Here is a 20,781-nt window from a genome sequence, read left to right on the forward strand (position 1 = left end):
AGCAGGCCGCCGACGCCGACGTCAGGGGTTGAAGCGGGCCGCGATGCGTTGGCCGTTGCGCTCGATCACGACCTGCCAGGTGCGGCCAGCGCCGGCCTGGGCGGCCGAGACCAGGTCGCTGACAGCGTTGATCTGGCGGCCATTGACCTCGCGCACGAAGTCGCCGGGGCGAAGGCCCACGTTCATGGCCGCGCCCTGGCCGATCTTGGTGACCAGCACGCCGCGACCGGCGAACGGATCGACGCTCAGGTCCTGGGCCACGGCCGGCGACAGATTGACCACGGTGGCCCCGTCAAACGGATTGCGGCCGGTGATCACGCGCTCGTCGCGGGCTGGGGTCTCCGGCGCGGCGTCGGCGCGGACGGTCAGGGTCTGGTCGCGCTCGCCGCGGCGCACCACGACCGGCACGCGGTCGCCGACCTTGTGGGTGCCGATGGCGAAGGCGCCGCCGCCCTCGTCGTTCACCGCCTGGCCATCGATGGTCAGGATGACGTCGCCTTCCTTCAGCCCGCCGCGATCGGCCGACGAGCCGGGATAGACCTGGGCCACCAGCACGCCGCGCGGGGCGTTCATGCCCAGGCTGCGGGCGATCTCGCTGGTCACCGGCTGGCCCTTCACGCCCAGCCACGGCCGCACGACGCTGTGGCCGCCGCCCAGGGCGGTGTTGACCACCTGCTTGACTACCGAGGCGGGGATCGCGAAGCCGACGCCCGACGACGAGCCCGAGCGCGAGATGATGAAGGTGTTGATGCCGATCAGGTCGCCGTCCATGTCGACCAGCGGGCCGCCGGAATTGCCCGGATTGATCGAGGCGTCGGTCTGGATGTAGCTGCCGAAGTCGGCCGCACCGACGTCGGTGCGGGCCAGGGCCGAGATGATGCCGTTGGTCACGGTCTGGCCGACGCCGAACGGGTTGCCCATGGCCAGGACGAGGTCGCCGACCTCCAGTTGTTCCTGGTCGTCGATCGCCATCACCGGCAGGCGCTCGCCCTTGGTGTCGATCTTCAGCACGGCGAGGTCAGAGCGCGGATCGTCCAGCAGCACGGTGGCCTGGAATTCGCGACGGTCGGCCAGCTGAACGGTGATGTCGCCGTTACCCGCGACGACGCCCTCGATGTTGTGGTGGTTGGTGATGATCACCCCGTCGGCGCGGACGATCGCGCCCGAGCCCAGCGATCCCTGCACCTGCTCGCGCGGCGCGCCGCCGCCCGTGAAGAAGTCCCAGAACGGATCCGCGCGCTGGCGCACCACCCGGCGGCTGGCGACATTGACCACCGCCGGCGAGGCCTTCTTCACCACCGGCGAGAACGAGGCCTTCATCGAGGCCGGGTCGCTGGGGACCTTGCGGGTGGGCTGGGCCAGGTCGGGGATCTGTTGAGCGTTCGACTGCCCGTTCGGGTTCGAACAGGCGGCCAGCAGGACGACGACGGGCAGCAGGGCGCGGAGGGCGGTGTTCAAGGTCACTCCTAAAGGTTCGTCCGGAACTGAGCCGAGCTTTCGGGCGAGTCTAAGGCGACGTCGCGACGCTACGGTAAAGCTCTAGGCCGATGGCGGTTCCGATATGGGGGCCGGACGGGCCTTGGTCCAGGCCAGGGCGGTGGCGGCCAGCATCAACACGGCGGCGATCAGCACCGGCAGGCCCGGCATGTGCAGGGTCGCATCGTGTCGGACGGCAAAGGCGAACGGCAGCAGGAACAGCGGCGGCCCCAGGATCGAGGCAATGCCCATCATGGCCGAGTTGGCGCCCTGCAGCTGCCCCTGCTCGTTGGGCGCGACCCGGCGGGTCATCAGGCCCTGCAGGCCCGGCTGGATCAGGCCGCTCAGGGCGAACAGCGGCAGGCCGCACAGATACAGCCATCCCGTCGGGGCCAGGCCGTAGACCACGAAGCCCGCGAAACCGCAGAACAGGCCGATCAGCAGCGCGCCGCGCTCGCCCGCGACCTTGACCACCCGGCCGACGACCACGGCCTGAACCAGGATGCTGGAGATCCCGCTGGCCATCAGGGTCAGGCCGATGGTCGCCGGCGCCCAGCCGTAGCGGAAGCCCATGTACAGCACGAAGACGCTGGGCAGGACGTTGCTGGCCAGCTGGAACAGGAAGCCGACCCCGGCCAGCCCCAGCAGACCCGGATGGCGTCGCAGAAGGTTCAGAGCCCCGACCGGATTGGCTTTCCGCCAGTCGAAGCGCGGCTGACGGCGCTCGGGCGGCAAGGACTCGGGCAGGACGAAGAAGCCGTAAAGCCAGTTGCAAAGGGCCAGGGCCGCGCAGACCAGGAACGGCAGGCGATGGTCGAACTGCCACAGCCAGCCGCCCAGCGCCGGACCGAAGGTGAAGCCGACGCCGAACGCCGCGCCCATCAGGCCAAAGCCCTTGGCCCGGTTCTCCGGCGTGGTGACGTCGGCGACGTAGGCGCTGGCGGTCGAGAAGCTGGCCGCCGTCATGCCGTTGAAGATCCGCCCGACGAACAGCCACCACAGGCTGGGCGCGAAGGCCATGAACAGGAAGTCCACGCCCAGGCCGAAGATCGAGGTCAGGATCACCGGCCGCCGGCCGAACCGGTCGGACATCAGGCCCAGGACCGGCGAGCAGATGAACTGCATCACGCCCCAGGTCACCGCGAACAGCAGGTTCCAGTCAGCCGCCGTGGCCGCATCGCCGCCGCCGAACTGCAGCACCAGGCTGGGCAGCACGGGGATCATCACGCCCAGCGACAGCACGTCCAGCACCGCGGTGACGAAGATGAAGCCCAGCGCCGCGTGTCGACGACCGCCCGTAATCGGCTGGTTCATGATTGTTTCTCCCCCTCCCGCCTTTTTCAGCGGCTGTTGGCCTGTTCGGCAAGCCCCGCCAGCAGGCCGCGCCACCATTGCCCGTGCCTTTGCAGGAAGACCGCATCGGGGAAGCCGTGGCGGGCGACGCTGTCGGTGGGTACGCTGTCCCAACCGCAATGCTCGACGGTGACGCGGGTCCCCTCCTCCACCGGCTCGAAGCGGACCTCGACCTCGGTGTCCTGGTCGGCTGCGAAGCTGGCCTGGCGCCAGCCGAACACCAGCCGCGCACCGCGCTCCCAGACCCGCACCTGCCCGACCTCGAACACCTTGCCGGAGGCCAAACGCTCGACCAGGCGGCCATCCTCGAAGGCCATAACGCCGGGACTGCGCGGGGTGAACGAGAACAGCGGATTGGGCCGCCACCACAGGGCGATGTCATCGACGAACGCGTCGAACACCGCCTCCGGCGGCGCGGCGATGCGCAGGGCGACCAGGATCTTCGAGCTCATCGGGCCTTCTCGACATGGGCCTTCAACGCCGTGAGCTGATCGACCCACAGCTCCTCGGCCGCCTCCAGCCAGGCCTTGAGTTCGTCCATCGGCTCGGACCGCAGGCGGTAGACCCGCACCCGCGCGTCGAACTCCGGGTGGCTCTCCTCGACGAGACCCGACTGACGCAGGGCCTTCAGGTGACGGCTCATGGCTGGCGGCGACAGGCCCAAAGCCTCGGCCAGTTCGCCCGCCCGGTGGGGACGCGCGCGCAGCAGGTCCACGGCCCGCCGCCGGGTCGGTTCGGCCAGAGCCGCCAGGGTTCGGTCCAGCGCCTCGCTCAAGACGGCGTGCTGATCTTGTGGCCGCTGCGGGCCTCCATCTCGGCGATCGAGACCTCTTCGACCGGCGCGCCGACCGTCCAGATGTGGCCCTCGAGGTCGCGGCAGCGATAGGTGCGGTCGCCGTAGAACTGGGTCTCCGGTTCGGCGATGATCTGCGCCCCGGCTGCACGGGCGCGCGCACAGTGGGCGTCGACGTCGTCGGTCATGCGGATGTGGATGCTCTGGGTGTTCTTGCCGCCGATAGAGGCCGGGCTGGCGTGGTTTTCGCTCCACTCGCCGCCGACCATGATGGCGCTGGATCCGAAACTCAGCTCGGAATGGCCGACATTGCCGTCGGCGTCTTCGACCAGGAAGGTCAGCTCGAAGCCGAACGCCTTTTCCAGCCAGGCGATGGCGGCGCGGGGGTCACGGTAGCTGAGGGCCGAGACCAGGCTCTTACGCGTATCGGACATGTCGGCGCTCCTTGCGGCTTGCCGAAATATTTAACGCACAACGAAATTAAATGTGCAAGCGCCTCGCCCCCGAAGGGACGAGGCGCCGCATTTAGACAGAGACTAGAAGCGCTTGCGGACCTGGAAGCCCACAGTGCGCGGATTGATGCTGACGACCTGCTTGGGGTTGTTCAGCGCCGTGGTGACGCTCATCAGGCCGACTTCGTTGGTCGCGTTGTTGAGGAACACATAGGCGCCCCAGTCAGGACCTTCGACGCCGCCGCGCAGGTTGGCGTAGCCGTAGTCGCCCTGCTTTTCGTATTGCGAGAAGGTCGGGCGGAACTGCGAGGCGGACTCGCCGACATAGGCGTAGTCGGCGCGCAGGAAGCCGTTCAGATCACCCTGCAGCGGCCAAGTGTACTCGACCGCGGCCGAACCGCTGAAGTCGGCGACGTTCGGGAAGGCGTCGCCGCGCAGGCCGGTCGAGCCGCCGATCAGGACGGTCGAGTTGGCCTGATCCTGGGTCAGCTTGGCGTCGACAAAGGCGGCGGTGGCCGACAGCGTCAGGCCGGTGATCGGACGCGCGGTGGCCTCGATTTCCAGGCCCTGGATGCGCGCCGCGCCGGCGTTGGTCAGGAAGCCGAAGGCCCCGTTGGCGCTGGTCGCCGAGATCTGCATGTTCGACCAATCGATTTGATAGGCCGCCGCATTCAGGGTCAGGCGACGATCGAACCACTGGCTCTTGATGCCGCCTTCGTAGTTCCACAGGCTGTCGGGCGCATAGGCCAGCAGCGCGCTGGCCAGGCCCGGCACGTTGTTCGCGCCGCCGGGACGGAAGCCCTTGGCCGCCAGGCCGTAGACCATGATGTCCGAGGTGACCTGGTAGGAGACGTTGACCTTGCTGACCCAGCCCGAGGCGCTGGCGTCGACCTGAGCGGCCGGACCGACATACGACTGGGTGATGAAGTTGCTGATCAGCACCTGGCCAGAGACGGTCTTGTCGTAGTCGAAGCGGCGAAGGCCGCCCGTGATCGACAGCTTCTCGATCGGCTTGTAGGTCACTTCACCGAAGAAGGCGGTCTGCTTGGTCTCGGTGCCGACGTGGCGCCAGGCGGTCAGATCGGTCGCGTTGATCACGCCGGCGGCGCTGGCCTTGGCGACCTGGCTCTCGATGTAGTCGTCACGCTTTTCGAGGTAGGCGCCGGCGGTCCAGTCCAGCTTGTCTTCGAACAGCGAGCCGCTGGCGCGCAGCTCGTGGTTCCACGACGTCAGGCCCATCGGCTGGTAGAGCGCGCCGGGCGTGCGGCTGTCGGCATAGGCGGTGTACTGCGCCATCTGGGCGGTCGAACAGGCCGGATTGGTGGTCCCGGTCGCGGCCGGGCCGCCCGCAATGTAGTTGCGGCACGACGTGGCGTTGGCGCGGTTGGCCGACAGGGTCGGGGTGTAGTCCGAGTTCCGCAGCAGCGACCACTTGTAGTAGGACGACGTCGCCGTGACCGTGGCGAAGTTCAGATCCCACTTGGCCGTGACGTTGTACATGCGCAGATTGTCGTCGGTCGGCGCGATGACGCGAGCGTTGGTCGAATAGTCCTTCTTGCCCAGCGCCGGATACCAGCTGTTCTGGCCGTCCAGGGTGGTCTTCTGGAACAGGCCCGTGGCGGTGATCGTCAGATCTTCGGTCGGGGTGAAGCCCAGCATCAGGCGGCCGCCGGTCGAATGCTGCTCGTTCACGTCCTTCTTGTTGAGGACGATGTTGTCGATGTAGCCGCCCTGCTCGGCCTGATACAGAACCAGACGCGCGGCCAGCTTGTCCTGGATCAGCGGCACATTGACCATGCCCTTGACCGAGTAGCCGGGGCCGCCGTCCTTCTGGGCCGTGCCCTGGACCTCGACCGCGCCCGAATACTGGGTGCTGTTAGGCTTGTTGAGGATGACGCGCAGCGTGCCGCCCATCGAGCCCGAGCCGTACAGCGTGCCCTGCGGACCGCGCAGAACTTCCACGCGCTCGGCGTCGAACAGGTTGACGTCGGCGCTGGTCGAGCTGGCGTCGGCGGTGGTGCCGGCCGGACCCGTCAGCGGAGTTTCGTCGTAATAGAGGCCGACCGTGGCTTCACCGGCGCTGCGCACGCCGCGCAGGGTCAGGCGGCGGTTGGTCGGCGAGTTGCCTTCGACCTGCAGGTTCGGAACCGTGCGGAAATAGTCTTGAATGCCCGAGGCGCCCAGCGCTTGCAGCGACTTCTCGGTCACGGCGCTGATGCTGATCGGCGTGGTCTGGACGGTGGTCGAGCGCTTCAGCGCGGTGACGACCACTTCCTCGATCTGACCGCCGTCCTGGGCGAAGGCCTGGCCGGCGGCCAGGGTGGTCAGGGCGCTGGCGCCCAGGGCCAGGGCGCGAAGGCCGCGAAACTGCACTCTCATTTTTTGATCCCCTCTGCGGTCCGCGCGTTGGCGGCCTCAAAGGGTCAGACGCAAGCGCTCGAGGCTCCCTCAGCACCGATGCGAGAAAAACGCAGGGTGCGGATCAGAAACGACGCTCCAGGCTCAGGCGGACAGTGCGCGGAGCGGCGCCGAAATAGTCCACGGGGCCGGCGCTGGTGCGCGTGGCCATGGCGCGCCCGGCGCGGTCCAGGACGTTGTCGACCGAAAGGTCGGCCGACCAGGCGCCGCCCTCCAGACCGAAGGTCGCGCCAAAGACGGCGTAGCCGCCCATCTTGATGTTGTCGGCGGCGCTGGCGTTGAACGCCGACCGCGCCCCGCCGGCATAGGCCGCGTCCAGGCGCAGGCTGGCCTGCAGGGTCGGGGTCGCCTTCCAGCGGCGCTCGAGCGAGGCGGCCGAGGCCAGGCGCGGCACCACCGGCAGGCGGTCGCCTTCGCGCCCCAGGCCGATGGCGGTGTTGGTCACCTGGTCGGCGGTCAGGCGGGCGTCGGTCAAGGTGAGGTTGGCGTTCAGGTCCCAGCCGGCCAGCCGCCGCGCCGTGACCTCGGCCTCCAGCCCGCGGATCCGGCTGGCGCCGATATTGGCCAGGAACGAGAACGCCTGGTTCGTCGTCTGGGCGGCGTACTGCATGTCGCGCCAGTCGATCTGGTAGACGGCGAGATTGGCCGTCAGCCGGCGGTCGGCCGACTGCCCCTTCAGGCCCAGCTCATAGTTGTTCAGCCGGTCGGAGCGATAGATCGCCAGACTCTCCGACAGCCCCGGCACCACGTTCACGCCGCCCGGCCGGAAACCCTGCGAAGCCTGGGCGTAGCCGAACAGTCCGGGCGCAAACTGGTGGCTGGCCAGGGCTTTCAGGCTCCAGCCGCCCTCCTTGCTCATCGCATCGATCGAATAGCCGTCCCAGGTGCCCGACACCGCATTGGCGATCTGCACGCGTCCTCGGTCGCGCTTGACGTAGTCGAAACGACGCGCGCCGAAGGTCAGCTGGGTCTTCGGCGTGACCAGGTAGGAGACCTCGCCGAACACCGCGCTCTGGCGCAGCCGGTTGCCGATGTCGCGCTGGCCGATAAACACCGGTGGGTCGGTCAGGGCCCCGCTCAACGGGTCCACGTGACGAACCTGGCTGTCGATGTGGTCGCGACGCGCCTCGTGATAGAGGCCCAGCGTCCAGCTCAGAGGCCCCTCGCCTGTCGAAGAGGCCCGGACCTCGTGAATCTCTGCGGTCAGGTCGGCAGGCTGGTTCAGGATCGCGGGATAGACGCTGTCGACATAGTCTCCATAGCGCTGCATCTGGCTCGCGTCGCAGGCCCCCGCCAGCGCAAAATAGCGCGTGCAGGCGGCCGCGTTGCTGCGCTCGTTCACGAGCACGCCGCTGTAGTCGGAACGGCGGGTCAGCCGCCAGCGGTACCAGGACGACGCCGCCGTCAGCTCGATTCCCTCGCCGCGCCAGCGCAGGGTCGCGGTCGCCAGATCGATCTCGCCATCGAACGGCGCCCGCGCGGGGTGGATGGTCCGCCAGGGACCGGCCGCCTCGCTCCAGGCCGGAATGTCGTCGCGGCGCGTGGTCTGGTGAGTCGCCGAGACCTGGCCCGAAAACCGGTCGCCGGCCTCCCAGAGCACCTGCAGCCGAGCCCCGGCGACCCTCGAGGCGTCGACGTCCTTCAGGCCCAGGCGGACATTGTCGATCGCGCCGGGCTGCCGCTGGTCATAGGCGGTCACACGCACGGCTACGGCGTCAGGAACGATCACCGCATTCAGGGCGCCGGCGACATTGCCGTCCCGACCGCCGTGGGCGACGTCGGTCACGCCGGCGCGGATCCAGGCCGAGCTCTCGTCGAGATCGGGCCGCTTGAACAGCACCCGCAAGGCGCCGCCCATCGCGCCCGAGCCATACAGCGTGCCCTGCGGGCCACGCAGCAACTCGATGCGCTCGACATCGACCAGGGCCAGCTCCGGCGTCATCACCCCGGGATCGGCCGTGGTGCCGACCGGCCCGGTCATCGGCGTCTCGTCATAATAGAGGCCGGCCGTCGCCTCCCCCGCTCCATACACCCCGCGCAGCACCAGCCGACGGCCGAAGGCGGTCGAAGACAGCTTCAGGCCCGGCAGCAGGGGCGCGGCCCTCTCCAGGTCGATCATGCCCAGATGCGACAGCTGCTCGCCCGAGACCACGCTCATGCTGATCGGCGTCTGCTGCACCAGGCTGGCGCGCTTCAGCGCCGTCACGATCACGCTGTCGAGGGACACGGGCCGAATCTGGGCGACCTCTGGCGCGGCGGGCGCGGCTGCCGGCGCCTCGGCCACGATCAGGAAACTGCGGCCTTCCAGCCGGACATCCAGACCCGAACCCGCAAGCAGCCGATCCAGCGCCTCCTCGGCCGTGAACACGCCGCTCAGGGCGGGACTGCGACGCCCTTTGGTCAAGATGGGGGAAAAGAGAATCTCGCGGTCGCTGCGCACGGCCAGCTGATTCAGCGCCTGGCCCAGCGGCTGGGCGGGCAGGTCGAAGCGCAGGGCGGCGTCGGGCCGTCGCGGCGCAGCCCGGGCGATTCCCGGGGCCGAAGCGCCGACCATCGTGGCGCAAAACAAGGCCAGGACGGCTTCGCGTCTCAACGACGCCCCCGCCCTGCTGGACCTGGACACAACGACTCACAACCTCCCTCGGCGGCCTTAGCCTCACGCCGCCGAGAGCGTGGACCATGCCTTATTTCACCGGCCGACGACGCTTCGTCCGATGATCCGCGCCCCTAAGATCGCTTGGCGCCTATGTGTTAGGCAACAGTCTACCGGTTGCGTGCTGTCCCCTTCGTCGGGACCACCTCGCTTGACACGGGTGAAAGACCGATTTCACCTGACTGTCATGTTGAGGGGGCGGATACGATGATCTGGGGAGATCGATCGCCCAGGGCGCCGGTGGAAGACCGGACCCTGGCGGATAGCGGCGCACGGTTCACGCCGGCGCTGCGCGCCTTCTTCTCGCGGCGCGCCCATTCGGCCGACGTCGAGGACCTGGTTCAGGAAGTTCTGCTGCGCATCCAGAAGCGCCAGCCCGCCCCCGTGGTGAACAATGTCGAGGGCTATCTCTTCGAGGTCGCCGCCAATGTCCTGATCGATCGCGGCCGCCGCGATAAGACCCGTCGGCGGTCCGATCACTGCGAACTGCAAGAAATTCATCACCCCGTTGATGATATGTCTCCCGAACGCGTCTTACAGGGACGAGAACGAATGGCGCGCGCCATGGCGGCTCTGAACGAGCTGCCGGAACGCACCCGACGGGTTTTCATCCTCGTGCGCTTCGAGGAGATGAGCTACAAGCTCGTCGCCCAGCGCCTGGGGGTCTCCGTCAGCGCTGTCGAGAAACATGTGATGAAGGCGCTCAAGCACCTGCACGAGCGTCTACGGGACCAGGATGACGTCGACCACGTCGGACATCGAGATTCACGGCGACCCGGATAGCCAAGCCGCGACCTGGTTCGCGCGCCTGCAGGGTGACGACGTCTCGCTACAGGATCGCCGCGACTTCCAGCGCTGGCTGAACGCGGACGCGCGCAACGCGGCCGCCTGGAGCAGCGTGTCCGACGCCTGGAACGACATGGCCTCGGTCGAGGAAGATCCCGCCTTCGCCGCCCTGCGCGCTGATGCATTGGGCGTGAACCAAGCGCGAGCCCGCAACTTCGACCGCCGCACATGGGGCCTGGCCGCAGCCAGCCTGCTGGTCAGCGCCGCGGGCCTGTTCGCCACCCAGCGCTGGATGGGCGGCGAGGACGCCAAGAAACCCGCCCCCTCCCCCGCAGCCGATGAGCCGGTGTTCAGCACCGCCGTCGGCGAGCGCTCGACCTTCCGCCTGGCCGACAGCTCGGTGGTGACCCTCAGCACCGATTCCGCCGTGCGCGTGAACCATTGGGGCGGCGAGCGCCGCCTGACCTTGCTGCGCGGCCAGGCCTTCTTCCAGGTCGCCAAGGACGCTTCGCGTCCGTTCGTGGTCACCGCCGGCGACAAGTCGGTCACGGCGCTCGGCACCAGCTTCGACGTGCGCATGGAGCCCGGCAAGTTCTCGGTCACTCTGGTCGAGGGCCGCGTACGCATCGCCGGCGCCACGCCCAGGGGCGAGCGCCGCGTCGAAATGGACGCCGGCTCGCGCTTCGTGGCCGCAACGCCCAGCGATTGGGCGATCTCCACTGTCGACACCGCCAAAGAGTCGGCCTGGCTGCAGGGCCGCCTGGTGTTCGACGGCGAACCGCTGTCGGCCGTGGTCGCCGAGATGAACCGCTTCTCCGAGCGCAAGCTGTCCCTGGCCGATCCGGCCTTGGGCGCGACGCCGGTCAGCGGCGTGTTCCGCACCGGCCAGATCGACGCCTTCGTGGCGGCGCTGAAGACCTACGGCCTGGCGGATGTCGGCCGGACCGACGCTCAGCAGGTCCAGCTGGTGCGCCCCCGCGCCTGACATCCGTCAGATCTGCTGCTCGGCGCTGCGAATAAATCCGAAAATCTGCACGGAACGCGTTGAGGTTCGCGCGTCGCCCTACGTCTATAGGTTAGACGCCGTTCGGGCGCTGTCCTTATCGCTACCCGGGGAAACCGTTCCATGAAGCTCTTGAAGCTCGCGCTCCTGTCCGCCAGCGTGGCCGTTCTCGCCAGCCAGGCCCACGCCGCGCCGCTCACCGACGCCGCCCGCGCCCAGATCCTCAAGTCCGTCGACGCCGGCGCGCCGCAGATCCAGGACGCCGCGCTGAAGATCTGGGGCTTCGCCGAAGTCGGCTATCAGGAAAACAAGAGCACCGAGCTGCTGCAAGGCCAGCTGAAGGCCGCGGGCTTCGACGTGAAGCCCGGCATCGCCGGCGAGCCGACCGCCTTCCAGGCCACGTTCAAGAACGGCGCGGGCCCGGTCATCGCGATCCTGGCCGAGTACGACGCCCTGCCGGGCCTGGCCCAGACCAACGATCCGGTGAAGACCGGCATCCCCGGCCAGATCGCCGGTCACGGCTGCGGCCACAACCTGTTCGGCGCGGCCTCGGTCGGCGCAGCCATCTCCATCAAGGAGTGGATGACCAAGAACAACATCAAGGGCGAGCTGCGCGTCTACGGCACGCCCGCCGAAGAAGGCGGTTCGGGCAAGGTCTATCTGGTCCGCGACGGCTACTTCAAGGACGTCGACGCCACCCTGCACTGGCACCCGGCCAATTCGAACTCGGCCGTCCAGGGCGTGTCGATGGCCAATATCAGCGGCAAGTTCCGCTTCCACGGCATCTCGGCCCACGCCGCCGGCGCCCCGGAAAAAGGCCGCTCGGCCCTGGACGGCGTCGAGGTCATGGACGTCGCCACCAACTTCCTGCGTGAGCACATCCCGGACAAGACCCGCATCCACTACGTGATCACCGACGGCGGCACCGCCCCGAACGTCGTGCCGAACTTCGCCGAGGTCTACTACTACGTCCGTCACCCCGATCCGCAGGTGGTCAAGGACGTCTGGGCCCGCGTCGAGAAGGCCGCCGAAGGCGCCGCCATGGCCACCGGCACCACCGTCGAGCGCGAGATCACCGGCGGCGTCTACGCCCTGCTGCCCAACGACACCCTGGGCCGCGTGATGGACGCCAACCTGCGCAAGGTCGGCGGCATCACCTGGACGCCTGAGGAAATCGCCTACGCCAAGAAGATGCAGACCTCGTTCGTGAACCCGCCGTCGATCGACACGGTGAAGACCATCGAACCCTACAAGGTCGAGCTGGAAGGCGGCGGCGGTTCGACCGACGTGTCGGACATCAGCTGGGTCACCCCGACCGTGGGCCTGGGCACGGCGACCTTCGTCCCCGGTTCGGCCGGCCACAGCTGGCAGAACGTCTCGGCCGCCGGCTCGTCGATCGGCGTCAAGGGCGCGGTCAACGCCGCCAAGACCCTGGCCCTGACGGGCGCGGACCTGTTCTCGAACCCGGACGCGATCAAGAAGGCCAAGGCCGAGCTCGACCAGCGTCGCGGTCCGGACTTCAAGTACAAGGCCATGCTGGGCGATCGCGCCCCGGCCCTCGACTACCGCAAGCCCGCCGCCGCAGGCCGCGAGTAAGCGTTCGCCCTTCCCCGGCGATCGCCGGAGCGTGGCGCGCGTCTCCCCTGCGTCACGCTCCGGGCATTGTTTGGAGCCTTCTCCCCGCGCGGGTGAGGAGGCTCCCCGCGGCCGGCGCCGTCTCCCCCTTAGGCGTCGGCCGCATTCTTTCTGCATTCACACGGAGGTCGGCGTGGTCCAGACCGTCACCATCAGCCGCGAACGCTTCGAGACCTTGAAGGGCGCCCTGCCGGCCGTGACCCGCGAGCACCTGTTCAGCCTGTATGGCATCAGCGAGACCACCTGGACCAAGCTGCGCCGGGGCGAGCCGATCAAGCTCAACACCTGGGAGCGCATCCTGGCCCGGATGGAGCGGACCCGCGCCGCGGCCTAGTAGGGACGGATCAGCGACGGCGGAATTTCCGCCCGCTCGGATCGACGCTGGTCCTCATCGGTGATCGCAACGTCGTCCTCCTTCGAGAAGGCGCGTCGCTCGCGACGGATTTCCTCGCTGTCATAGGGCGTGGCCGCCGGGTCGAAGCCCAGCCAGCCGGCCTGACGATAGGCGTCGCCGCGCACCGCCGCCTCGACGCCGCGCCGCTGGTCGAGAATGGCGCTCACCTTTGAAACCTCGTCGTCCTGCGCCTGGACGCTGACCAGCGTGCCGCCGCGACGCACGCCCTCGGCATAGACATGGGCTTCATCGTCGCTGTGACCGGCTTCCTGCAGAACGCCGAGCAGCCCGCCCGCCGCGCCGCCTGCCGCCGCGCCGACGACAGCGCCGACGCCCGTTGCGACCAGCCAGCCGGCGGCCACGACCGGTCCCAGACCCGGGATCGCCAGCACGCCAAGCCCGGTGAGAAGACCCGCCCCCGCCCCGGCGACGCCGCCCGCCACCGCGCCCTTGTTGGCGCCGTGGGCGACCTCGTTCTCACCGTCGCCATTGCGGTCGCCCAACGCGTCGCCCGGGCCGTGGCTGGGGTGCTTGTGGCCGTTGTGCCAGTTATCGGTGTTGTTCGAGACCAGGCTGATCTGATCCGGATGGATCGCCGCGGCCTCGAGATCGGCGACAGCGTCCAGCGCCTGGACATGGCTGTCAAACAGCCGAGTGATGGTCTTGGTCATGGCGATCCTCCACGGTTCTGGGCTTTGGTGGAAAAGACCCCGGTCCGGCGACAGGTTCCTGCCGCCAGACTTTGTCGGAACGCCGTTACGCAAGCGCAATGGAAGGACGGCCTGCCCTACCCGTCGTTGGCCATCTTTTCGGACGGGGGCGGCAGCAGCACCGGCGCGGGCCGAGGATCACTCCTCAGCGCCGCCACGAAGCGGTCGCGCCAGGCCGAGACGTCGTCGGCCAGCACCCCGTCCATCAGCCGCCGCCAGCGCGCGATCCGCTCCTTCAGCGGCATGGCCAGGGCCCGGCCCAGCGCCTCGGAGGTCTCCTCCCGACTGAACGGGTTGATGATCAGGGCGTCCTGCATCTGCTCGGCCGCGCCGGCATACTTCGAAAGCACCAGCACGCCGGGATCCTCCGGGTCCTGGGCGGCGACATATTCCTTGGCCACCAGGTTCATGCCGTCGCGCAGCGGCGTCACCAGCCCGACCTGAGCGGCGCGGTAGATGCCCGCCAACTCGTCCCGCCGGTGGCCGCGGTTGACGTAGCGGATCGGCACCCAGTCGACGGTGGCGTAGGCGCCGTTGATGCGTCCCGACACCCCGTCCAGCCGGGCGCGGATCTCCTGATAGGCCTGAACCGCGTCCCGGCTGGGCGTGGCGATCTGCAGCAGGAACACGTGCTCGGCCCAGTCGGGATGGTCGACCAGCAGCTGCTCATAGGCCAGGAAGCGCTCTTCCAGGCCCTTGGAATAGTCCAGGCGATCGACGCCCAGGATCATCTTGCGGCCGGCCTGGCTGTAGCGCACCCGCTCGAAGGCCTCGCGCGCCACGTCCTGCGTCGCCAGGTCCGCGAAGTCCTGGGCCTCGATGCCGATCGGGAAGGCGCCGATGCGCGTCTTGCGACCGTTAGCGGTGATCACCCCGTCGTCGATGGCCAGCTCCAGCTCGCGCTCGATATAGTCGCCGAACGCTTCCAGCGCGTCGTTCGTCTGGAAACCCACGACGTCGTAGGCCAGCATCGTCTCCACCAGCTCGCGATGCTGCGGCAGGGTCGTCATCTGATGGCGGCCCGGCCAGGGGATGTGCAGGAAGAAGCCGATCCGGTTCTTAACGCCCAGCCGCCGCAGCTCGGCCGCCAGCGGGATCAGGTGGTAGTCGTGGATCCAGACCAGGTCATTGGGCCCGATCAGCGGCGCCAGGGTCTCGGCGAACCGGCGATTGACCCGTTCATAACCTTCGCCGAACGACCGCTCGAAGGCGGCCAGGTCGGTGCGCGAGTGAAACAGCGGCCACAGGGTCTTGTTGGCGTAGCCGTCGTAGTACTCCTCGCGGTCCTGCTCCTCCAGGTCGACCAGGGCGACGGTGACGCCGCCGACCTTCTGCATCGAGATCTGCCCTGAGAACGTCTCGACGGTCTCCCCGCTCCAGCCGAACCAGACGCCGGAATATTCCCGGAGGGCCGCGGCCAGCGCCATGGCCAGGCCGCCGGCGGTGCCGACGCCGGCGTCGGCGGGCGGATTGACCCGGTTCGAAACGACGATCAGACGACTCACGAGGCACGCTCGACGGCGGCGGCTTCCAGCCAGTCGAAGACGGCGTCCACGCCGGACAGCCGATAGCGCGCCACGGTGCTTCGTCGGGCGGGTCCCACGAGAACCCCATAACCGCCAAGCGCCGCGGCGGCCGCGAAACCATCCTCGTCGGTCAGGTCATCGCCGACGAAGATCGGCGTTGCGCCCTTGAACGGGGCTTCGGCCATGAAGGCCCGCACGGCCTCGCCCTTGTCCGCGCCGCGCGTGCGCAGCTCGGCGACCATGTCGCCTTCCTGGAGGACGAGGTCGCTGGACGCCTCAAGCCGGCGCGCGGCCTCGCGCACCGCCTCGCAGGCGGCCGGGGCCATGCGGTAGTGCAAGGTGACGCTGACGCCCTTGTCCTCGACGATCAGCCCCGGCTGGGCCTCGGCCAGAGCGTTGAACACCGCCAGCGCTTCGTCTAGGGCCGGGTCAGGCAAGGCCACCACGGTGTCGCCCACCACATTGCGGCGCTGGAGGCCATGGACGCCGGCGACGGCCGCCACGGCGTTCTCGGTGATCGCCGAGACGTCATCGACTGTGCGGCCGCTGACGATCGCCAGGCGGCGATCCAGCTGTTCGGCCAGGCGGCGCAGCATGTAGGTGCGCCGCGGATCCGGCTGGACGCCGTCAGGCCGGTCGACGATCGGCGCCAGCACGCCGTCGAGGTCGAGGAACAGCGCCAGGCCGGCCGGATCGATCGGCGGCGGCGGGGCGAAATCGGGAAAGACGATAATCTCGGCTGACATGGTCACTCCATGGCCGGCGCCTGGAAGACCAGGCGCGTGAGTTCGTAACGCCGGCCTGTCGAGGTCGGCGGCGTGAGCGATGTTCTTTTTGAGAGAGAACTAGAGCTGTGGGGGTTGGGAGTCGCGGCGGCCGGATGTGCTGCGGCGGGCGCGAGGACGGCGGAGTTCGCCGGAACGGATCGTGGATCGCATGGAACAGCCCCTTGCTGAAAATTCGGCGCGGTGCGCGGCGCGGAGGGTCTCCGAAATATTGGATCGGCCGTCAGAGGGACGGCGAACCCTGTCGCACGATGCGACACGAGCGCCAGGACACGAAAGATCTTGGGCTCGGACCAAGCGTCAGCGCTTGGAGAGACTCCAGCTTAGCAGGTCGGCGCCGCGCAGGTCCCCCGCCTCACGGGATAGTGAGGCCGGCTTTACCCCGCGATCCTCGTTACGCAACGTAAGGGACCGGTTCAGGCGCGCGCCGAGGCCGGAACGTCAGGGCGATGACGACGGCGATCAGGCCCAGCACGAACGAGCCCAGAAACAGGCCCGCATAGCTGCCGAAGCGGTCGTAGATCAATCCGCCGGTCAGCGGTCCGGTGGACATGCCCAACCCGCCGGCCATGGCCGTGCCGCCGATCACGGTCCCCATCATCGACAGCGGAAAGGCCTCGCGCGCCAGCACCGCATATAGCGGCATGACCCCGCCATAGATGAAGCCGAACAGGGCGGCGGCGGCATAGAAGTCGCCTAGCGACCGAGCCTGGAGATAGCCCAGCGCCGCCACGGCCTGGAACAGCAGGCCCGCGACCAGAACCCGCTTGGCGCCGAACCTGTCGCCCGCCACGCCGAACGCGATACGCCCGCCCATGCCGGCCAGGCCTTCCAGGCTGTAGATCGACACCGCCGCCATCAGCGGAATGCCGCACGTCACCGCGTAGCTGACGGTGTGGAAGATCGGACCCGAATGGGTGGCGCAGCAGAAGAAGTTGGCGGTCACCAGCACCACGAACGGCCGTGAGCGCAGAGCCTCGCCCAGCGAGATCGGCGGCGGTTCCGCCTCCCCTCCCGGCGCCGGGCTTGTCAGCGCCGGCGGACGACGCATCAGCAGCGCCGCCGGGATCATCAGCATCGCCACGACGCCGGCCAGGATCAGCAGCGAGGGCCGCCACGACTGGTGCGAGATCAGCCAGCCGGCCAAGGGCGACATGGTCATCGGGGCCACGCCCATGCCGGCCGAGACCAGCGAGACCGCGAGACTGCGCTGGGTCTCGAACCAGCCGGTCACCGTCGCCATGATCGGCGCGAACACCGCCGCCGTCGCTCCGCCCACGGCCAGGCCGAAAATCAGCTGGAACTGCAGCAAGGTGGCCGCGCGGCTGGCCAACGCCAGGCTGGCGGCCAGGATCACCGCCCCTGTCAGCACCACGGCGCGTGGGCCGATGCGGTCCGACAGCCCGCCCCACACCAGGCTGGCCACGGCCATCGCCAGAAAGGCGATCGTCATCGCCCCCGAGACCCGGTCGTCGACCAGCCGGTGTCCTGAGCGATCGATCGCAGGAACACCGGCAGGCTGAACATCGCCCCCATGGCTACGCAGCCCAGCAGGCCGCCCGCAGCGACGATGACCCAGCGGTAGCGCGGTTCGTGACCCATGACGCGGCTCCATATCGGCGTTATCCGATCAAGGACGCGTCACCCTTCATCGATCCGACAGGGGGCGCTACGGATATTTCAGCGCAGCGCCTGGCCGACCACCTTCAGCGAGCCATCGACCTTTTCGGGCTTCACGCCGGTCAGCTTGGCCAGCAGCGGATAGACATCGACATTGTCGAACGACGGCAGCACCGCGCCCGACTTGATCGACGGGCCGTGCGCGACGAACAGCGCCTGCATGGTCGGGTCGTAGGGATCGAAGCCATGGGCGCCGCCGTCGGTGTCGGGCTTGCGGCCAGGCCTGGTCTGGGCGGCGATGGTCGTGGTGTACCAGCCGGTCTCCGACAGGCAGACGATCGCTGGCACCCGCGGATTGCGGCCGTAGTGGTAGCGCGCCGGAATGCGGTTCTTCTTCCAGCAGGTCATGTGCGGCAGCGCGCGGTTCAATAGCGACTTCTCCACCGCCTTCTTCTGACCAGGCTTGGGGGCGATCGAGGTGACCGCGCCCGTGGTGACGAGGTCGATCCTGTCGACGTCGACCAGTTGGTCCAGCACGATGCGGTTGACCGCAGGCAGCGGCGCCATGCCGTGGTCGGCGACGATGACGATGTCGGTGCGCTCGAAGCGGCCGCGAGCCTTCAGCCCCTCGACGAGGCGACCCAGGGCGGCGTCGACCGAGGCGGCGGCGGCCCGCACTTCGGGAGACTCAGGCCCGTGGTGATGGCCCTGCGTGTCGACGACGTCGAAATAGAGGGTGGCGAACGCGAGCGGCGGCCCGTCGGAGGTGTCCAGCCAGCTCAGGATCTGGTCGACACGGGCTTCGCCCGGCATGGCCTGATCGAACTTCACCCACTTGGAAGGCCGTACGCCGTCGATCTCGACCTCGGAGCCCGGCCAGAACATCGCCGCGGCGCGCTGGCCCTGCTGCTCCACCGAGACCCAGAACGGCTTGGCCTGGCTCCACCAGCGCGGATCCAGGCTCTTCATGGTGAAGGTCTCGCCGGGGATGTTGGGGTCGACCATGGTGTTGCCGACGACGCCGTTGCGATCGGGGCGCTTGCCGGTGATCAGGGTGTAGTGGTTCGGGAAGGTCACCGACGGGAACGACGGACGCATCGCCGCCCGCGCGCCATCGTCCGCCAGGGCCTTCATGACCGGCGTGTCGCCACGGTCCAGATAGTCGGCGCGAAAGCCGTCGATCGAGACGAGGATGGTCAGGTGCGGGGCCTTCTCGCGCGCTTGAGCGCCATCAGCGAAGACGAGGCCCAGGGCCAGGATGAGGGACAGCAGGCGAACCATCGGGCGCTCTCTACAAACCAGGACGCCCTCTTCGCGGATGAAGATTGCGCGCTTGTGACAAGGCCCAGGTGACGGGCTCTTAACTTGGCGCGGCGGCGGCGGGTGGCCATAGTCGCCTCCACCAGCCGACTCGCTCGGCGCCGGGATCCTAGAGCATGTCGATCGCGCTCGAAGCCGACCGCCTCACCAAGACCTACGGGGCGGTGCGCGCCCTCGACGACTTCTCCCTGAGCATTCCCGCCGGCGGCGTGTTCGGCGTGCTGGGCCCCAACGGCGCGGGCAAGAGCACCCTCTTCCGCATCGCGCTTGGCCTGGTTCGGCCCACCGAGGGCTCGGCCCGGCTGTTCGGCGCCCCCGCCGGCGACATCGCCGCCCTGCGCAAGGTCGGGGCGATGATCGAGACGCCGCGCTATCCGCCGTCCCTGACCGCCCGCGATGTTCTGAAGATGCTGGCCCTGGAGAGCGGGGCCAAGAATGCGGACATCGACGGCTGGCTGGAGCGGGTCGGCATCGCCCAGGCCGCCGACCGTTCGACCAGCGGCTATTCGGTGGGCATGAAACAGCGACTGGGCCTGGCCGCAGCCTTCTTCACCAAGCCTGAACTCGTGATCCTGGACGAACCGACCAGCGGCATGGATCCGGCCGGCATCCAGGAGATCCGCGCGCTGATCGTCGACCTGGCCCGACGCGAAGGCGTCACGGTCATCCTGGCCAGCCACCAGCTGGATGAGGTCCGCCGGGTCTGCGACCGCGTCGCCATCCTTTCCAAGGGCAAGGTCGTGGCCGAAGGCGGTGTGGCCGAGCTCACTGCCGGCGAGGCCCGCCTGCGCATCACCGTCGCCTCCCCCATCGCGCCGGTGCTGACCGTGTTGGGCGAGCGCGGCGTCGCCGACGGCGCCGACGCGGTCCTGGCCGACATCCGCCGCGGCGACGCCCCCGAGCTGATCCGCGCCCTGGTTACGGCCGGCGTCGAGATCGTCGAGGCCCGTTGGCGCGAGGCCGACCTGGAAGGCGTCTATCTCAAGACCCTCGAAGCGGCCGCCCCTCTTTCGGAAGGAGCCGCCTGATGCTCGCCGACGCCATCGCCGCCGAACGCTTCCGCCTGCTGCGCGACCGTTCGGCCCTGTTCTGGGGTTTCTGCTTCGCGCCCCTGGTCGGCTTCATGCTCAGCGTGGGCGGCGACCTGTTCTTACGGGCGATCGTCAAGAAGCCCATGCCCGGCGTCACGGTCGGCCTGGTCGATCAGATGATCAAGGCCGTGGCCGACGGGGCCTCGACCTTCAGCGTGCTGTTCCTGATGATCGGGGCGGCGGCCGTGCTGGCCGGCGACTACCGCTGGGAGACCTGGCGTCTCCTGACCCCGCGCAACACCCGTCAGAACCTGCTGCTGGCCAAGCTGGTGGTAGTCGGCGAGGCGATCTTCTGGAGCCTGGTCCTGACCGCGGGGCTGTCGGCTGCAGCGGCCGTGATCGGGTCGGCGATCGGCGAGCGCGCCCTGGCGTTCTCGGCCTTCGACCGAAATCTGTTCGACGTTGTCGGCGTCCTGGCCGTCACTTGGCTGGAGGCCATGACCCTGGCCGCCCTGGCCGCCTGTGTCGGCGTGCTGACCCGCTCGACCATGGGCGTCGTCATCGTCTGCCTAGGCGTCCGGTTCGTGCAGACCGTAATCGCCAGCTCGCTGCGCCTGCTCGAGCAGGGCCAGCCCAGCTGGAAGCTGATGGCCATCCCCGTCTATGACGCCGACCTGCTGCGGGCGACCTTGCTGGACGCCACGCAACTCGGCGCGCCCGCCGCCCATGCCGGCCCGGCGTTGGCCGTGCTGGTCGCCTGGGCCGCGCTCCTTACCGCCGGCGCGGTCTTCCTGTTCCGTCGCCAGGACCTGACCAAGGAATAGCG

The 20,781-nt window shown here is 68.7% G+C and carries 19 protein-coding genes; 6 read left to right on the forward strand and 13 right to left on the reverse strand.

What is annotated here, in order from left to right; all coding sequences use genetic code 11:
• Positions 1–21: 21 nt before the first annotated feature.
• From E1H18_RS07440 to E1H18_RS07470, 7 genes are all read right to left on the reverse strand, one after another.
• Entirely contained in the window at positions 22–1,464 is a 1,443-nt protein-coding gene (locus E1H18_RS07440; protein WP_172265491.1) for a Do family serine endopeptidase, read from the reverse strand.
• Positions 1,465–1,539: 75 nt separating this feature from the next.
• Complete coding sequence (locus tag E1H18_RS07445) at positions 1,540–2,790, reverse strand: TCR/Tet family MFS transporter (RefSeq protein ID WP_172265493.1); 1,251 nt, start codon at positions 2,788–2,790, stop codon at positions 1,540–1,542.
• 26 nt (positions 2,791–2,816) lie between these two features.
• Positions 2,817–3,281 (reverse strand): SRPBCC domain-containing protein, encoded by a 465-nt coding sequence (locus tag E1H18_RS07450; protein ID WP_172265495.1) that lies wholly within the window; start codon positions 3,279–3,281, stop codon positions 2,817–2,819.
• On the reverse strand, positions 3,278–3,604 hold the full coding sequence (locus E1H18_RS07455) for a helix-turn-helix transcriptional regulator (protein WP_172265499.1): 327 nt from the start codon (positions 3,602–3,604) through the stop codon (positions 3,278–3,280). Before E1H18_RS07455 ends, E1H18_RS07450 begins: the two co-directional genes overlap by 4 nt.
• A complete protein-coding gene (locus tag E1H18_RS07460) occupies positions 3,601–4,056 on the reverse strand; it encodes a VOC family protein (RefSeq protein ID WP_172265502.1) in 456 nt (151 codons plus the stop codon). Before E1H18_RS07460 ends, E1H18_RS07455 begins: the two co-directional genes overlap by 4 nt.
• A gap of 102 nt (positions 4,057–4,158) precedes the next feature.
• A complete protein-coding gene (locus E1H18_RS07465; RefSeq protein WP_172265505.1) occupies positions 4,159–6,453 on the reverse strand; it encodes a TonB-dependent receptor in 2,295 nt (764 codons plus the stop codon).
• A 103-nt stretch (positions 6,454–6,556) separates the two neighbouring features.
• Positions 6,557–9,085: a TonB-dependent receptor domain-containing protein gene (locus E1H18_RS07470; protein ID WP_172265508.1), complete on the reverse strand. Its 2,529-nt coding sequence runs from the start codon at positions 9,083–9,085 to the stop codon at positions 6,557–6,559.
• Between the two features lie 300 nt (positions 9,086–9,385).
• On the opposite strand from E1H18_RS07470, the gene E1H18_RS07475 reads away from it, so the two are divergent.
• From E1H18_RS07475 to E1H18_RS07490, 4 genes are all read left to right on the forward strand, one after another.
• Positions 9,386–9,928 (forward strand): RNA polymerase sigma factor, encoded by a 543-nt coding sequence (locus E1H18_RS07475; RefSeq protein WP_370526449.1) that lies wholly within the window; start codon positions 9,386–9,388, stop codon positions 9,926–9,928.
• Entirely contained in the window at positions 9,882–10,916 is a 1,035-nt protein-coding gene (locus tag E1H18_RS07480; protein ID WP_172265512.1) for a FecR domain-containing protein, read from the forward strand. Before E1H18_RS07475 ends, E1H18_RS07480 begins: the two co-directional genes overlap by 47 nt.
• 141 nt (positions 10,917–11,057) lie before the next feature.
• Positions 11,058–12,530: an amidohydrolase gene (locus E1H18_RS07485; RefSeq protein WP_172265515.1), complete on the forward strand. Its 1,473-nt coding sequence runs from the start codon at positions 11,058–11,060 to the stop codon at positions 12,528–12,530.
• A 172-nt stretch (positions 12,531–12,702) separates the two neighbouring features.
• A complete protein-coding gene (locus E1H18_RS07490) occupies positions 12,703–12,903 on the forward strand; it encodes a hypothetical protein (RefSeq protein ID WP_172265518.1) in 201 nt (66 codons plus the stop codon).
• On the opposite strand, the gene E1H18_RS07495 is transcribed toward E1H18_RS07490, so the two are convergent.
• From E1H18_RS07495 to E1H18_RS07515, 6 genes are all read right to left on the reverse strand, one after another.
• Positions 12,900–13,634: a hypothetical protein gene (locus E1H18_RS07495; RefSeq protein ID WP_172265521.1), complete on the reverse strand. Its 735-nt coding sequence runs from the start codon at positions 13,632–13,634 to the stop codon at positions 12,900–12,902. The genes E1H18_RS07490 and E1H18_RS07495 overlap by 4 nt on opposite strands.
• 116 nt (positions 13,635–13,750) lie before the next feature.
• On the reverse strand, positions 13,751–15,178 hold the full coding sequence (gene otsA, locus E1H18_RS07500; protein WP_172265524.1) for an alpha,alpha-trehalose-phosphate synthase (UDP-forming): 1,428 nt from the start codon (positions 15,176–15,178) through the stop codon (positions 13,751–13,753).
• Complete coding sequence (otsB, locus tag E1H18_RS07505; RefSeq protein WP_172265527.1) at positions 15,175–15,945, reverse strand: trehalose-phosphatase; 771 nt, start codon at positions 15,943–15,945, stop codon at positions 15,175–15,177. Before otsB ends, otsA begins: the two co-directional genes overlap by 4 nt.
• A 433-nt stretch (positions 15,946–16,378) precedes the next feature.
• Positions 16,379–17,437: an MFS transporter gene (locus E1H18_RS07510; RefSeq protein WP_206679040.1), complete on the reverse strand. Its 1,059-nt coding sequence runs from the start codon at positions 17,435–17,437 to the stop codon at positions 16,379–16,381.
• Positions 17,434–17,586, reverse strand: a complete 153-nt coding sequence (locus E1H18_RS26480; RefSeq protein WP_206679041.1) for a hypothetical protein — start codon at positions 17,584–17,586, stop codon at positions 17,434–17,436. The genes E1H18_RS07510 and E1H18_RS26480 overlap by 4 nt, the downstream gene beginning before the upstream one ends.
• A gap of 78 nt (positions 17,587–17,664) precedes the next feature.
• Positions 17,665–18,885, reverse strand: a complete 1,221-nt coding sequence (locus E1H18_RS07515; RefSeq protein WP_172265530.1) for an ectonucleotide pyrophosphatase/phosphodiesterase — start codon at positions 18,883–18,885, stop codon at positions 17,665–17,667.
• A 155-nt stretch (positions 18,886–19,040) separates the two neighbouring features.
• On the opposite strand from E1H18_RS07515, the gene E1H18_RS07520 reads away from it, so the two are divergent.
• Positions 19,041–19,952, forward strand: coding sequence for an ABC transporter ATP-binding protein (locus E1H18_RS07520; protein ID WP_172265533.1), 912 nt, complete (start codon positions 19,041–19,043; stop codon positions 19,950–19,952).
• Positions 19,952–20,779, forward strand: a complete 828-nt coding sequence (locus tag E1H18_RS07525; RefSeq protein ID WP_172265536.1) for an ABC transporter permease — start codon at positions 19,952–19,954, stop codon at positions 20,777–20,779. The genes E1H18_RS07520 and E1H18_RS07525 overlap by 1 nt, the downstream gene beginning before the upstream one ends.
• Positions 20,780–20,781: the final 2 nt, after the last annotated feature.

The sequence above is a fragment of the Caulobacter sp. RHG1 genome (genome assembly GCF_013181195.1).
Taxonomy (GTDB): Bacteria; Pseudomonadota; Alphaproteobacteria; order Caulobacterales; family Caulobacteraceae; genus Caulobacter.

Coding starts and splice junctions, on each gene's coding strand:
- E1H18_RS07485 (WP_172265515.1), top strand. CDS start 11,058: ATGAAGCTCTTGAAGCTCGCGCTCCTGTCCGCCAGCGTGGCCGTTCTC.
- E1H18_RS07460 (WP_172265502.1), bottom strand. CDS start 4,056: ATGTCCGATACGCGTAAGAGCCTGGTCTCGGCCCTCAGCTACCGTGAC.
- E1H18_RS07525 (WP_172265536.1), top strand. CDS start 19,952: ATGCTCGCCGACGCCATCGCCGCCGAACGCTTCCGCCTGCTGCGCGAC.
- E1H18_RS07495 (WP_172265521.1), bottom strand. CDS start 13,634: ATGACCAAGACCATCACTCGGCTGTTTGACAGCCATGTCCAGGCGCTG.
- E1H18_RS07480 (WP_172265512.1), top strand. CDS start 9,882: ATGACGTCGACCACGTCGGACATCGAGATTCACGGCGACCCGGATAGC.
- E1H18_RS07520 (WP_172265533.1), top strand. CDS start 19,041: ATGTCGATCGCGCTCGAAGCCGACCGCCTCACCAAGACCTACGGGGCG.
- E1H18_RS07445 (WP_172265493.1), bottom strand. CDS start 2,790: ATGAACCAGCCGATTACGGGCGGTCGTCGACACGCGGCGCTGGGCTTC.
- E1H18_RS07450 (WP_172265495.1), bottom strand. CDS start 3,281: ATGAGCTCGAAGATCCTGGTCGCCCTGCGCATCGCCGCGCCGCCGGAG.
- E1H18_RS07465 (WP_172265505.1), bottom strand. CDS start 6,453: ATGAGAGTGCAGTTTCGCGGCCTTCGCGCCCTGGCCCTGGGCGCCAGC.
- otsB (WP_172265527.1), bottom strand. CDS start 15,945: ATGTCAGCCGAGATTATCGTCTTTCCCGATTTCGCCCCGCCGCCGCCG.
- E1H18_RS07515 (WP_172265530.1), bottom strand. CDS start 18,885: ATGGTTCGCCTGCTGTCCCTCATCCTGGCCCTGGGCCTCGTCTTCGCT.
- E1H18_RS07510 (WP_206679040.1), bottom strand. CDS start 17,437: ATGACGATCGCCTTTCTGGCGATGGCCGTGGCCAGCCTGGTGTGGGGC.
- E1H18_RS26480 (WP_206679041.1), bottom strand. CDS start 17,586: ATGGGTCACGAACCGCGCTACCGCTGGGTCATCGTCGCTGCGGGCGGC.